The sequence below is a fragment of the Streptomyces sp. NPDC052036 genome, from assembly GCF_040680495.1.
Lineage (GTDB): Bacteria > Actinomycetota > Actinomycetes > Streptomycetales > Streptomycetaceae > Streptomyces.
On record NZ_JBFAWW010000029.1, the window covers coordinates 66,948 to 80,083 of the forward strand.

General features: G+C 72.0%; 11 protein-coding genes. 3 read left to right on the forward strand and 8 right to left on the reverse strand.

Going from position 1 to position 13,136, the window contains the following annotated elements; genetic code table 11:
- Nucleotides 1-228: 228 nt before the first annotated feature.
- Nucleotides 229-1,650: a SpoIIE family protein phosphatase gene (locus AB0L95_RS30630; RefSeq protein WP_365167069.1), complete on the forward strand. Its 1,422-nt coding sequence runs from the start codon at nucleotides 229-231 to the stop codon at nucleotides 1,648-1,650.
- Between the two features lie 79 nt (nucleotides 1,651-1,729).
- On the opposite strand, the gene AB0L95_RS30635 is transcribed toward AB0L95_RS30630, so the two are convergent.
- Nucleotides 1,730-3,229 (reverse strand): hypothetical protein, encoded by a 1,500-nt coding sequence (locus AB0L95_RS30635; RefSeq protein ID WP_365167071.1) that lies wholly within the window; start codon nucleotides 3,227-3,229, stop codon nucleotides 1,730-1,732.
- Between the two features lie 233 nt (nucleotides 3,230-3,462).
- Here AB0L95_RS30635 and AB0L95_RS30640 point away from each other — a divergent pair, with 233 nt between their 5' ends.
- Together AB0L95_RS30640 and AB0L95_RS30645 are read left to right on the forward strand one after the other, a co-directional pair.
- Nucleotides 3,463-4,602, forward strand: coding sequence for an aminoglycoside phosphotransferase family protein (locus AB0L95_RS30640; RefSeq protein WP_365167074.1), 1,140 nt, complete (start codon nucleotides 3,463-3,465; stop codon nucleotides 4,600-4,602).
- Between the two features lie 287 nt (nucleotides 4,603-4,889).
- A complete protein-coding gene (locus AB0L95_RS30645; RefSeq protein ID WP_365167077.1) occupies nucleotides 4,890-6,863 on the forward strand; it encodes a peptidoglycan recognition family protein in 1,974 nt (657 codons plus the stop codon).
- Between the two features lie 71 nt (nucleotides 6,864-6,934).
- On the opposite strand, the gene AB0L95_RS30650 is transcribed toward AB0L95_RS30645, so the two are convergent.
- The 7 genes from AB0L95_RS30650 to AB0L95_RS30680 form a co-directional block, all read right to left on the reverse strand.
- Nucleotides 6,935-7,432: a hypothetical protein gene (locus AB0L95_RS30650; RefSeq protein ID WP_365167079.1), complete on the reverse strand. Its 498-nt coding sequence runs from the start codon at nucleotides 7,430-7,432 to the stop codon at nucleotides 6,935-6,937.
- A 288-nt stretch (nucleotides 7,433-7,720) separates the two neighbouring features.
- Entirely contained in the window at nucleotides 7,721-8,638 is a 918-nt protein-coding gene (locus tag AB0L95_RS30655) for a universal stress protein (protein WP_365167081.1), read from the reverse strand.
- Nucleotides 8,639-8,771: 133 nt separating this feature from the next.
- Nucleotides 8,772-9,014 (reverse strand): DUF397 domain-containing protein, encoded by a 243-nt coding sequence (locus AB0L95_RS30660; RefSeq protein ID WP_365167083.1) that lies wholly within the window; start codon nucleotides 9,012-9,014, stop codon nucleotides 8,772-8,774.
- Nucleotides 9,015-9,096: 82 nt separating this feature from the next.
- Nucleotides 9,097-10,263 (reverse strand): thiolase domain-containing protein, encoded by a 1,167-nt coding sequence (locus AB0L95_RS30665; protein WP_365167085.1) that lies wholly within the window; start codon nucleotides 10,261-10,263, stop codon nucleotides 9,097-9,099.
- Entirely contained in the window at nucleotides 10,260-11,330 is a 1,071-nt protein-coding gene (locus tag AB0L95_RS30670; protein ID WP_365167087.1) for a thiolase domain-containing protein, read from the reverse strand. Before AB0L95_RS30670 ends, AB0L95_RS30665 begins: the two co-directional genes overlap by 4 nt.
- Nucleotides 11,327-12,268 (reverse strand): OB-fold domain-containing protein, encoded by a 942-nt coding sequence (locus AB0L95_RS30675; RefSeq protein WP_365167090.1) that lies wholly within the window; start codon nucleotides 12,266-12,268, stop codon nucleotides 11,327-11,329. Before AB0L95_RS30675 ends, AB0L95_RS30670 begins: the two co-directional genes overlap by 4 nt.
- A 40-nt stretch (nucleotides 12,269-12,308) precedes the next feature.
- A complete protein-coding gene (locus tag AB0L95_RS30680) occupies nucleotides 12,309-13,109 on the reverse strand; it encodes a crotonase/enoyl-CoA hydratase family protein (RefSeq protein ID WP_365167093.1) in 801 nt (266 codons plus the stop codon).
- Nucleotides 13,110-13,136: the final 27 nt, after the last annotated feature.

The following is a 13,136-nucleotide window of genomic DNA, read 5'->3' on the forward strand; positions in this document are numbered from 1 at the left end:
ACGTCCGCCCCTCGGGCCCCTCAAATCCCTTGTGTCACAGCCGACTTGGCCGGTCCGGGCATCCGCACCCGTCGGCCCGCCGCAGCGCTCCGCCAGGCCGCTGACATATGCCAGAAGCACCACCGTATCGTGTCTTGCCAAATCCCTTACAGGGCGTCGCGGGCTGTGCAACAGTCGTAGTGGTCCTTCCGTAACCCTTGGTCGAACCGTCCCGTATCGGAGCGCGTCATGCCACCCCACCTCTCCGCGGACCGCCCAGCCGCCGGGTCGCCCCAGCGCGGCACGGTGGATGCGCTCATCTCGCAGACACGGCAGCTGCGCGGAGAGGTGGACGCCGTACGACAGGAGGCGTCCGAGGACGGATCGGATCCCGAAGGCCGATGGCAGCGCGCACTGTGCGATCTCGCGCTGCACCAACTCAGGGACCTGGACGAGCACTTGGGCCAGCTGCGGGACGGCCCCCCGGCTGTGCCCGCCGACGACCGCCCCGCGGACCCCACCCCGGCGGCCCCGCCCGCCGCACCGGGGGGCTCGCTGCTCAGCCGGGTCGGCAGCGCGGAGTGGAACCTCCTGACGGACGAGGTCAGTTGGTCCGGCGAGCTGTACCGGATCCTGGGCCGCGACCCCGCGGCCCCCGCGCTGACCCTCGACGAGCTGCCCTCACTGGTGCACGAGGAGGACCGGCCGCTGCTGACGGCGATGGTCACGGACTGTCTGGTCGACGGCAAGCCCATCGACGGGGAGTTCCGGATCGGGCGTCCCGGCGGCGAGGTCCGCACCGTGCACATGATGGGCGAGCCCGTGCTCGACGCCGACGGCAGCACCGCCTCGATGTGGGCCGTACTGCGGGACGTCAGCTCACTGCGCCGCACTCAGCACACCGTGCACGAGTCCCGTGACTCGCTGCAACGGCGCGCGCACACCGAGCACCAGCTCGCGGTCGAGCTCCAGGAAGCCGTGCTGCCGCCCTGGCGCGGCTCCCTGCGGCTCTCGCAGCAGGGTCCCGGCACACTGGATCTGGCCGCCCGCCGGCTGCCGTCCTCCGCGAGCCGACCGATCGGCGGCGACTGGTACGACGCGCTGGAACTGCCCGGCGGGGACACCCTGCTCAGCATCGGCGACCTCACCGGACACGGGGTGACCGTGGCCTCCGGCATGGCGACGCTGATCGGTGCCCTGCGCGGTATGGCCGTCACGGGGGCCGAGCCGGGCCGTCTGATGGGCTGGCTCAACCAGCTGCTCGACGCCTCCGCCCAGCCGGCCCTCGGCAGCGCGGTCTGCTGCCGCTACCGGCCCGCCACCCGCACCCTGAGCTGGGCGCAGGCAGGACACCCCGCCCCGCTGCTGTACCGCGGCGGGACGGGGCGCGTGCTCGCAGCACCGGACGGCGTGCTGCTCGGGGCGACCTCGTCAGCCGCCTACGGGCAGGCCGAAGTGACCCTCCGGGCAGGCGACCTGCTGCTCCTGCACACCGACGGGCTGGTCCCGCGGCACGGTGACACGGCTGCCGTCCAAACGCTGCTCGACCTGGCCCCGCGCCTCGGCGGCGCCCGCACGGCCCAGGACTGCGTACGGACCGTCGTGGAGGAGTTCGGCGAGAGCGAGCGCGTGGACGACGCCTGTCTGCTCGTCGCCAGGGTCGTCTCCTGAGGGACGAGACACACGAGTTCGTCACGCACGCACAAGGACAGCGAAGACGTGCGGGACCTCAGGTCCGGCACCAACCGCCTCATGCCGGGGTGCTGTTGCCGCTCCTGGGCTTCGACAGCCCCTTCGGAAGCGCCAGTTTGATCTCCTCACGCAGATCCTGGATCTTCGGGTAGCTGGCGTACTGCCCTGTGAGCCGGTACATCTCACGCAGTCGGTCCCAGGTACGCAGCGAGGAGTTCGCGCCCATCGATGTCAGGGCCAGCCGTGCGTAGCGGTCGGCCTGTTCCGGGTCGTCGGCGATGAAGCAGGCGGACGCGAGCGAGATGTGGTCGAAGATCTTCGACCGCTCCCGGCCGGTCCCCCGCAGCTCCAGCGCCTCCTTGGCGTGCCGCTGGGCGATCAGGGCTGCCCCCGGCTCGTGTTCGGCGAGGGTGCGGTAGGCGAGGGCCTGCATTCCGTGCAGATCCGCCTCGTCGAACATCTGCATCCAGCTCGGCGGGGGCACATCTCCCTTGTCGGAGACGAACAGGTCCTCCGCCTCGCCAAGGGTGCGCCGCATGGCCTGCCCCTTGCCCATGGACGCCTGTGCCCAGGCCTCGATGGTGCAGAGCATGGCCTGGGTGCGCGGCAGCACCTCGTCGCCGGAGCCGGACTTGGCGAGCTGCATCAGGTCGAGTGCGTCGTCGGGCCGGCCGAGGTGCACCATCTGGCGGGCGGCGCGGGAGAGCGCCTCCCCGGCGCGGGGCCGGTCGCCGCCCTCACGGGCCGCGTGGGCGGCGATGACGAAGTACTTCTGGGCCGTGGGCTCCAGTCCGATGTCGTGGGACATCCAGCCCGCGAGGACGGCGAGATTGGCGGCGACGCCCCACAGGCGCCGCTGCAGATGGTCGGGGTGGTGGTAGGAGAGCATGCCTCCCACCTCGTTGAGCTGCCCCACGACGGCCTTGCGCTGCAACCCGCCGCCGCGGGAGGCGTCCCAGGCGCGGAACACCTCGACCGAGCGCTCCAGTTCCTCGACCTCCTGCGATCCGATGGGGGCGGCCTCGTAGCGGTCGAACCCAGCGGGGTCGGCGTGCAGGGGATCGTCGTAGCGGGGGGCGTCGGCCACGAGGGCCGGGTCGGTGTGCAGCCAGTCGTGCATGGCGCTGCTGAGTGCGGATCCTGCGGCGAGCGCGGCGCCCGCGCTTACCAAGCCGCGTCGGTTGAGCATGAGGTCCATTCCCGTGAATTCGGTGAGGACCGCAGCTGTCCGCTCGGGCGCCCACGGAACTCCGTCGGGGTGCTGCGCATGCCCGTCGTCACGCCGTCTCCCCACGCGCCCGTGCCGGACCAGACCGAGGTCCTCGATGGTCACGACACGGCCGAGTCGCTCGGTGAACAGCGCCGCCAGCACCCGCGGAACCGGATCGCGCGGGATCTCTCCCATGTCGATCCAACGCCGCACCCGTGAGGTGTCGGTCGCCAGCTGGGGGTGGCCCATGGCCGCCGCCTGCCGGTTGACCATCCTCGCGAGTTCGCCCTTGGACCAGCCGGCCAGGCCGAACAGGTCCGACAGGCGGGTGTTGGGTTGTCCGCTCACGTCAAGCCCCCAGGTTCTCGGCTGAGTTGACAGTAGCCCCCCGTCAGTTGCTTGTGGACTATTCGCCAGGGTTCGCCAGGGTGCGCCAGATGGTGTGCCACGGGGCGACGGGTGTCAGGTAGGAACGCGCCACCCCGACCCGGTCGCCGCAGGGACATTCCCCAGGGTGCACCCACGACGGCCGAGCCGGGTGGCGCGGAATTCGCAGGCACACGAAGGGATCTGTATCACCCATGTACGCAGCATCGTCCTCCGTGTCCGCCCCGCCCCGGCCGCTGCGCCCCCGCCCGGGTGGCGGCGGTCCTTATCTCGAACCCGCGCGGCCCCCGGCCCCGGTGCTCGGTGCCGGCCGTACGCGCCGCGTTCCGGGCGTCGGCGCCCAGCCGCTCAGCGGCAGAATCGACTTGTCCGGCCCCCAGGGCGCCCAGCTGCGCACGGCGATCGCTTCGGTGCACCGCATCTGCCCGGAGTTCGCTCCGGTCCAGGTGCTGCGCCGTAGCGGGCGGTCCGTGCTCCTCATCGGCACGACCGGGCGCAGTACGGCGGTCGCCAAGTGTTTACTGGACCACTCACCCATCTGGTCCGAGCGTATCCGCCACGAGATAGCGTCGTACCGGGCGTTCGTCAGGCACCGGCCCCCGGTACGGGTGCCGCGCCTGATCGCAGCGGACCCGGACAACTGCACCCTGGTGATCGAGCGGATGGCGGGCCGGGTGGCGGCGTTGCAGCGGCACCCCGTGGAGGCACCGCCGCGCACGGACATCCGCACGGCGCTCGGCGCGATCTGCCGGCTGAACGCGTGGCGTCCCCCGGCCGGCACGTTCGACGCCCCGCTCGACTACCCGGAGCGCATCGCGCGCTTCCATGAACTGGGGCTGCTCACGGACCGGGACATGGGCGACCTGCAGAAGCTGCTGCACGACATCGCCCACACGGCGGGCCGGCAGGGCATGGGCCAGTTCTGTCACGGCGACGCGCTGCTGTCGAACATGCTGCTCTCACCGGCGGGCCCGGTGCTGGTGGACTGGGAGCACGCGGGCTGGTACCTGCCCGGGTACGACCTGGCGACGTTGTGGGCGGTCCTCGGTGACGCCCCCGTGGCCCGGCGCCAGATCAGCCAGATCGCGCAGTCGGCGGGTCCGGCCTCGCGCGACGCCTTCCTGGTGAACCTGATGCTGGTCCTGACCCGGGAGATCCGTACCTACGAGACGGCCGTGCAGCGTTCGATGCACGACACGGCCCCGGCGGCACCGGGAGTGGCCCCCCAGGGTGCCGCGCCGTCCGGCGAGGAGCAGCGGCTGCTGCTGAGGCGGCTGCACGACGACTGCCAGTTGGCCCGCCGGGCCGTACGAGCGGCGGTCGGCACTCGCTGAGGGGGATGACGGTCCGCGGTGCGTGCGCGACAGCGCGGTACCGCGGACCTTTGTCGTTCCCGGACGGTCCTGCCGCCTCCCGGGTGTGCACCGTTCGGGTCATTGGTCCACTCCACTGACGCCCCGCAGGCCGCGTCACCACCCCGAGGAAACCTCTTGCCACTGCCGCTGACATGGGAAATCGCCTTTGTCCGGGCGTGATTGACGGAACGTCGGAGAGCCGGTACCACTGACGCACGTTCGGCCCCGGCACGCCCCAGAGCGCCCGACCGTCCCAGGAGGCTGCATTGCGAGGTTCCGTCACAGACCGTCACTCCCCCGCCTGGCACAGACGCGCCCTGAGGACGGCGGGCGCCGTCGCCTCCGCGGCGCTGCTGCTGCCGCTGCTGGGCGCCGCCCCGGCCCCCGGCCCCGCTGCCCCGGCCGGACTGCAGGGCGCGTTCGCCGCCGCGGCCGACACGTACCACGTACCACGCAGTGTGCTTCTCGGCGTCTCCTATCTGCAGTCCCGCTGGGACACCCACGGCGGCGCGCCCAGCGTCTCGGGGGGCTACGGCCCTATGCATCTGACCGATGCCCGCACCGCGCTCGCCCAGGCCGCACACCACAGCGAGGGTACGGAGGACGCCCGGGGCGACCAGGCCCGCGCCGCGCTGCTGCCGACGACGAAGGTGCCCCCGGACGCCGACCTGCCGGCCCGGCTCAAGACCCTGTCCAGGGCCGCCGAGCTGACCGGCATCCCGGCCGCCTGGCTGCGCACCGACCCGGCCGCGAACATCGCGGGCGGTGCCGCGCTGCTGGCCGCGGCGCAGAAGCAGTTGGGCGAGCCGCTCAGCGACGATCCGGCGGACTGGTACGGCGCGGTGGCCGAGTTCTCGTCCGCGGAAGACCGGGCCACGGCGGCGGCGTACGCGGACGACGTCTTCTCCGTGCTGCGCACCGGCGAGCGGCGCACCACGGACACGGGCCAGAGCGTCACGCTCGCCGCACGGCCGAACCTCGCCCCCGACACCACCCAGCTGGGACGGACCGGACTGCACACGGCCGACACCGGCGAGACCGAGTGCCCGAGGCTCGTCTCCTGCGAGTGGATCCCGGCACCGTACGAGCAGTTCGGCGACAACGACTACGGCAACCACGATCTGGGCGACCGGCCGGTGTCCCAGAGCATCAAGTACATCGTCATCCATGACACCGAAGGCCAGTGGGATGGTGTGATGAAGCTGATCCAGGACCCCACGTATGTGTCCTGGAACTACACCGTGCGCTCCACGGACGGGTTGATCGCCCAGCATGTGAAGGCGCGGGACGTGGCCTGGCACGCGGGGAACTGGTACGTCAACGCCACGTCGGTCGGCATCGAGCACGAGGGCTTCCTCGCCGCCCCGGACGCCTGGTACACCGAGGCTATGTACCGTGCGTCCGCCCGGCTGGTGCGGTATCTCGCCGAGAAGTACGGCATCCCGCTGGACCGGCAGCACATCCTCGGGCACGACAACGTTCCGGGCCCGACGACCTCGACGATCCCGGGCATGCACACGGATCCGGGTCCGTACTGGGACTGGCGGCACTACTTCGAGCTGCTCGGCAGGCCGTTCCACACCACGGCCGGCCCCCGGGGCGGCCTGGTCACCATCCTGCCGGACTACACCGCGAACGAGCCCGTCTACACGGGTTGCACCACCCCCGGCACGCCGTGCGCGGCGCACGGTTCCAGCGAAGTGCGCCTGTACAGCGCGCCGGACGAGACCGCGCCGCTGATCAAGGACATCGGGCTGTATCCCCAGGGGAACGACTCGACGATCGATGTGAACGACGTGGGCTCACGGGTCTCGACCGGCCAGCGGTACGCGGTCGCCGGCCGTGACGGGGACTGGACGGCGATCTGGTACCTGGGGCAGAAGGCCTGGTTCCACAATCCGAAGGGGCAGCGGACCGCGGTGAACACGTCCGGCCTCGTGGTGACGCCCAGGGCCGGCCTCGCGGACATCCCGGTCTACGGCCGGGCGTACCCGGAGAAGGAGGCGTACCCGGCGGGGGTGCCGGTGCAGTCGGTGTCACCGCTGCCGTATCGCCTGCCGTCCGGCCAGCGGCATGTGATCGGCGACAGGGTGCCGGGCGAGTACTACTACTCGGTCACCTTCGCCCCGGACTCGCATCGGGTCGTGGTCGGCAAGGACATGTACTACGAGGTCCAGTTCGGTCACCGGGTGGAGTTCGTCCGGGCGGCGGACGTCCAGGTGGAGCGCTCGGGCGCGTAGCCGCCGGGCACGGCCGTCGGACGCCGATGGGCCGGACCCGCCGCCTGCGGGTCCGGCCCATCGGTTGTCGATCAGTCCTGCCGGAACAGCTCCGCGGGCAGTGGCTTCAGCAGCGTGTACAGGTCGTCGGTGATCGGGCGGTCCCAGGCCGCGATGGTCACGAGGACGTTGTCGCTGCGGTCGAACTGGACGCAGGAGATCCGGCTCTCGGAGAGCTTGAGGCGGCGCACGATGAGGAGGTTGTCCCCCTGCATCACGGGGATGTCCTCGGTCCCGACGACGGTGACCTCCTCGTCGTTCCCCAGCGCGACCAGGAGCTGGGTCGCCTCGAAGGGGATCTCGCCCTCGGCCACGTCGCGTGCCGGGGAGCCCTCCGGCAGATTGCCGATGATCATCGCGGTGCCGCGGCCGCCGAACAGGTCGTAGCGCAGGAAGACGCCCTGGCAGCTGCCGTCGGGGGCGGGCAGCAGGCCGGCACCGAGGTTGCCCGGCCAGTCACCCGGGTCCATGGCCAGTACGTCGAAGTCGGGCCCGGCGGGGGTGGCGCTGCGGCGGCGGAGGAAGGACATGCCGCAATGGTACGTGCCCGGGCGAAGAGCCGGGCCCTGGGTCCGGCCGCGCGGAGAGCCGGTCATCTGCCGCCGCGTACCGCGACAGGTGGTGGCTAGGTCGGCCGATGTTCGGGGAACGACGGTCTCGGTCGGCATGGTGAGGGAGGCGACGTGATCGACGAAGAGGCAGCGTCTTTGTCGTAAGGCTCCCGTCGTCGCCGTCCGTTGACCGGCTCCGCCGACACAAGCTCGGGCAGGGTGAGCAGGCCGTTGTGACCGGTTCTGCGCGGTGAGCGGTTCGTGCGGTCAGCCGTCGGTGTGGGCGGCGTCCGCCGAGAGCGGGATCACCGCGACCGGGCACGCCGCGTGCAGCAGGACCGCCTGGGTCACCGAGCCGAGCATGCGGGCGGGCGCCAGGACCCGGCGGCGGTGGCGGCCCACGACGACGAGTTCCGCGTCCTTGGAAGCCGCCACGAGATGGCCCGCCGCGTCCCCGGGCGGGGTCGACAGATCGACATGGACGTCCGGGTGCCGCTCGCGGTGGACGGCGAGGAGGCCCATGGCCTGGGTCCGGATCTCGTCCTCGACGGCGTTCTCATCGACGGCCGGGGGCATGAGTTCACCGGGCGCCGGCCAGAGCTGCACCGGGGGCCACGGGTACACGGCGATCACCTGCAAGCGGGCGCTTCGGCGGTCCGCCTCCGCGAAGGCGAAGGCGAGGGTGGCCTCGGCGGGGCTGTCGATGTGCAGGCCGACGACCACCCGTGGCCCCGGGGCCACGGACGGGCCCTCGTGCACCTCGCGTCCCGGGCGGGGCACGACGACCACCGGGCAGGCGGCGTCGCGGGCCGCCGCGAGGCTGTTGGAGCCGAGCAGCAGGCTGGCGAAGCCTCCGCGACCGCGTGAGCCGAGCACCATCAACTGGGCGTCGGCGCCCAGTTCGGGCAGGACCGCGACCGGAGGGCCCTCCGGGGCCGCGTACTCCACGACCGGCCGCTCGGCCCGGCGCTCGACAAGGCTCCGCGCCTGGTCGAGTGCAGGGTCCTGGGCCGGCTCCGGGGGACCCGCCACGAGCACATCGGGCTGCCCCCAGGGCGCGTACTGCCGTACGTGGACCACGCGCAGCGTCGTCTCGCGCAGTCGGGCCGCGGTCAGTGCCCAGTCCAGGGCGCGCAGGCTGTCGTCCGACCCGTCGACGGCCGCGACGACCGGCAGGGTGCTCATGGAATCTCGCCTCCGGCACACAGCTGTGATCGTTCCGGGGCCAGCCTGGCGCACAGGGCGGCCCCGGGACGGTTTCCACGGCCGCGTGTCCGTGAATTGCGGACCGGGTGGCGGCTGCCGTCGGTGGCGGCCCTCAGGTGAGGTCGAACTCTCCCTCTCGCGCCCCTGACACGAACGCACCCCACTCCGCCGGGGTGAAGATCAGGGACGGGCTCTCGGGACTGCCGCTGTTGCGCATCGCGATGAAGCCCTCGACGAAGGCGATCTGGACATCTCCTTGCCCACGGCTGCTGGAGTGCCAGTCGGCGTTGGTCAGATCCAGCTCCGGCTTGTCCCAGCCCGCGAGCGGCTGCTGCTGGGTGGTGCTTTCGGCCACGTCCGTGCTCCTCCCGATTCGTCGTCCGCGGCCAGCCTAGCGATCGTGTCCCCCTGCCGACAGAGCGTGTGGAGGGATGGCCTCAGGAGGTGGGCGGCCGGTCGCCGACCAGCCACATGGAGAAGAACTGCGACCCCCCGCCGTAGGCGTGCCCGAGCACCCGGTGCACCCCCTCCACCTGGTGTTCTCCGGCCTGGCCGCGCACCTGGAGGGCCGCCTCGGCGAAGCGGATCATGCCGGAGGCCCCGATGGGATTGGTGGAGAGGACCCCGCCGGACATGTTGACGGGCAGGTCCCCGTCGAGTTCGGTGACGCCCGACTCGGTGAGCTTCCAGCCCTCGCCCTCCTCGGCGAAACCGAGGTTCTCCAGCCACATCGGCTCGTACCAGGAGAACGGCACGTACATCTCCACCGCGTCGATGTCCCGGCGTGGGTCGGTGATGCCCGCCTGCCGGTAGACGTCGGCGGCGCAGTCCTTGCCGGCCTGCGGTGACACGAAGTCCTTGCCCGCGAAGAGGGTCGGCTCGCTGCGCATCGCGCCGCCGAGCATCCACGCGGGGGGCCGGGGCGAACGGGCCGCTCCGGCGCGGTCGGTGAGCACCATGGCGCAGGCACCGTCGGAGGACGGGCAGGTCTCCGAGTAGCGGATCGGGTCCCACAGCATGGGCGAGGACTGCACCTTCTCCAGGGTGATGTCGTGCTCGTGGAGGTGTGCGTAGGGGTTCTTCAGTGCGTTGCGCCGGTCCTTGTAGGCGACGAGGGAGCCGATGGTGTCGGGGGCGCCGCTGCGTCGCATGTACGCACGCACATGCGGGGCGAAGAATCCGCCGGCGCCGGCCAGCAGCGGCTGCTGGAAGGGGATCGGCAGGGACAGGCCCCACATGGCGTTGGACTCGGACTGCTTCTCGTACGCGAGGGTCAGCACTGTGCCGTGCACGCGGGCCGCGACGAGCTTCGCGGCGACGAGCGTGGTGGAGCCGCCGACCGATCCGGCCGTGTGCACCCGCAGGATGGGCTTGCCGACCGCGCCGAGGGCGTCGGCGAGGTACAGCTCCGGCATCATGACGCCCTCAAAGAAGTCGGGGGCCTTCCCGATGACCACGGCGTCGATGTCGGACCAGGTCAACTCGGCGTCGTCCAGGGCCCGTCGGGCCGCCTCCCGGACAAGCCCGGCGATCGACACGTCTCGGCGCGCCGCGACATGCCGGGTCTGGCCGATGCCGGTGACGGCCACGGGCTCCTTGCTCATCGCGGGTCTCCTTCGAGTACGGCGACCAGGTTCTGTTGCAGGCACGGGCCGGAGGTGGCGTGGGCGAGGGCTCGGTCGGATTCGCCGCGGTGAATGCGGGCGGCGGCTTCGCCGATGCGGATCAGCCCGGCGGCCATCATCGGGTTGGCGGCGAGTGCTCCCCCCGAGGGGTTGACCGTGACGTCCGGCCCGAGCCGCAGTGCCATGCGCAGGATGACCTGCTGGGCGGTGAACGGGGCGTGCAACTCGGCGGTGTCGACGGGACGTTCGAAGGCGCCGGCCCGCTCGGCGGCGAGTCGTGCGGACGGCGAGTCGGTCAGGTCGCGCGCCCCGGGCGCATGGGCCTCGACGCGGTGGTCGATGCCCCGGATCCACGCGGGCCGTCGGCACAGCTCGCGGGCGCGTTCGCCCGCCGCGAGGATCACGGCGGCGGCGCCGTCGCCGATCGGAGGGCAGTCCCCGGTGCGCAGGGGCCGTACGACCGGGTCCCCGTGCGGCACCGAACCCCTCAGCTGGGCGTGCGGGTTGGCGGTGGCGGCCCGGCGGTCGCGGGCGGCGATCCGGGCGAGTGCGGTCTCGTCGGTCTCGCCCGCGTCGATGAGCGCCTGGGTCTGCAGGGCGGCGAGCGCCACCGAGTCCGGCCACAGCGGTGCCAGGTAGTAGGGGTCGAGCTGACGGGTGAGGACGTCGCGTACGGATCCGGGCGACGACTTGCCGTACGCGTAGACGAGCGCGGTGTCGGCGTCGCCCGTGAGCAGTTCGGTCCAGGCCTCGTACAGCGCCCACGCGCCGTCCATCTCGACATGGGACTCGGAGACGGGCGGCCAGGCTCCCACTCCGTCGAGGGCGAGCGTGAAGGAGAAGGCGCGGCCCGCGAGATAGTCACTGGAGCCGGAGCAGGTGAAGTCGATGTCGGCGGTCTTCAGGCCGGTCCGGTCGAGGACGTCGTGCAGGACCGGCATGAGCATCTCCACCTCGGAGAGCTCGTCGCTGGTGCGCCGGTGGTCGGTCTGGGCGAAGGCGACCACGGCGATCTCCCGGTGGTTCGGGGTGCCTTCGCGTGTCACAGCAGCTCCTTGTAGGTGTCGTAGTCCGCGTCGGGTTCGCCGGTCGGCCGGTAGTGGTCGGGGTGACGGGCCCCTTCGGTCCATACGGGCTCGACGCGCAGGCCCATGCGGACCTGGTCGTAGGGGATGCCGCCGATGCGTCCGTGCAGCGCGAGGTCGGCGCCGTCGAGCGCGATGTGGGCGTAGACGTAGGGCACCTCGATGTCGAGGTTCTTCGCTTTGATGTTGACGACGCAGAAGGTGGTGACGGTGCCGCGGGGCCCCACTTCGACCTGTTCGGCGGTGGCGACGCCGCAGGTGGGGCAGGCGCCCCTCGGCGGGACGTACACCTTGCGGCAGGAGGGGCAGCGTTCGCCGACGGTGCGCTGTCCGGACAGGGCGTCGAGGTAGGCGGACTGGGCGCGGCCGGGCGAGTAGGTGTAGTCGAGGCGGGCGGGGGCGACGATGCCGGTCACGGGGTTCTCGAACGTGCCGGGGTGACCGGCCGGTTCGGCGGGGTCGCCGTCGTACGGCTCGAAGCAGGTGATGTCGGTGATGGCGCCGTGGCGTTCGGCGGCCCAGCGGATGCGGACCCTCATTCCGGTGCGGACGGCGTCGGGTCCGGGGGCGTCCAGGGCGTGCAGGAGGGCGGTGTCGGCCCCGTCGAGCCGGACCAGGACCCAGGCGAAGGGGGTGTCGAGGGGCTGGCCGCGGCGTGGCGCGTGGTTCCAGGCCCAGGTGGTGACGGTGCCGGTGGGGGCGACCTGGACGAGGTCACGGAGTTCCGCGGCGGTGACGGGGTCGTACTCGACCGGTGGCACCAGGGTGCGGCCGTCGTCGGTCCGCACTCCGAGCACGACGCGTTCCCGCAGTCCGGTGAGGAAGGCGCTCTGTACCGGGCCGAGGGAGCGAGTGAAGGGGAACTCGACGACGAGGGGGGCTTTGAGGGCTGAGGGCATCCGGGGGTCTCCTTGGGTTGCCGCTGGGGTCTGCCGCCGGTCAGGCGCGCCTGTAGACGGGCGGGCGTTTCTCCGCGAAGGCGCGGGCGCCCTCCTTGGCGTCCTCGGTGTCGAAGACCGGCCATCCGCGCTTGAGTTCGGCGGCGAGCCCCTCGGTCTCCGTCAGCTCGGCGGCCTCGTAGACGGACGCCTTGACGGCCTCGACGGCGAGGGGCCCGCAGGCGTTGATCCGCTCGGCGATCTCCAGGGCCCTCTCCAGGGCGCTGCCCTCGGGCACGACATGGCCGACCAGTCCGATGGCGGCGGCCTCGGACGCCGAGTACGGGCGCCCGGTCAGCAGCATCTCCAGGGCGTGGGTGCGGGGGATCTGGCGGGGAAGGCGGACCGTGGAGCCGCCGATGGGGAACAGCCCGCGCCTGACCTCGAAGAGCCCGAAGGTCGCGGACTCGCCGGCCACCCGGATGTCGGTCCCCTGGAGGATCTCGGTGCCGCCCGCGACGCAGGGGCCCTCGACGGCGGCGACGACCGGTTTGCGGGGGCGGTGGTGGCGCAGCATCGCCTTCCAGTGCAGATCCGGGTCGGCGGTGAGCCGGTCCCGGTACCGCTGTCCCTCCGTCCCCCGGCCGGCCAGGGCCTTGAGGTCCATGCCGGCACAGAAGGAGCCGCCGGCTCCGGTGAGCACGATCGAGCGGACCCGGTCGTCCCCGTCGGCCTCGATCCAGCCGTCGTAGAGCCCCACCAGCATCGGCAACGAGAGCGCGTTCTTGGCCTCCGGCCTGTTGAGCGTGAGCACGAGTGTGGCGCCTTCGCGCTGCACGGTGAGGTGTTCCGTCCCGCTCATCGCTTTCCTCCCGTCTCCGGAACGAGA

Excerpts from the sequence above, each read along its gene's own strand:
- AB0L95_RS30630 (WP_365167069.1), top strand. The coding sequence starts at position 229 with ATGCCACCCCACCTCTCCGCGGACCGCCCAGCCGCCGGGTCGCCCCAG.
- AB0L95_RS30640 (WP_365167074.1), top strand. The coding sequence starts at position 3,463 with ATGTACGCAGCATCGTCCTCCGTGTCCGCCCCGCCCCGGCCGCTGCGC.
- AB0L95_RS30650 (WP_365167079.1), bottom strand. The coding sequence starts at position 7,432 with ATGTCCTTCCTCCGCCGCCGCAGCGCCACCCCCGCCGGGCCCGACTTC.
- AB0L95_RS30655 (WP_365167081.1), bottom strand. The coding sequence starts at position 8,638 with ATGAGCACCCTGCCGGTCGTCGCGGCCGTCGACGGGTCGGACGACAGC.
- AB0L95_RS30665 (WP_365167085.1), bottom strand. The coding sequence starts at position 10,263 with ATGAGCAAGGAGCCCGTGGCCGTCACCGGCATCGGCCAGACCCGGCAT.
- AB0L95_RS30675 (WP_365167090.1), bottom strand. The coding sequence starts at position 12,268 with ATGCCCTCAGCCCTCAAAGCCCCCCTCGTCGTCGAGTTCCCCTTCACT.
- AB0L95_RS30680 (WP_365167093.1), bottom strand. The coding sequence starts at position 13,109 with ATGAGCGGGACGGAACACCTCACCGTGCAGCGCGAAGGCGCCACACTC.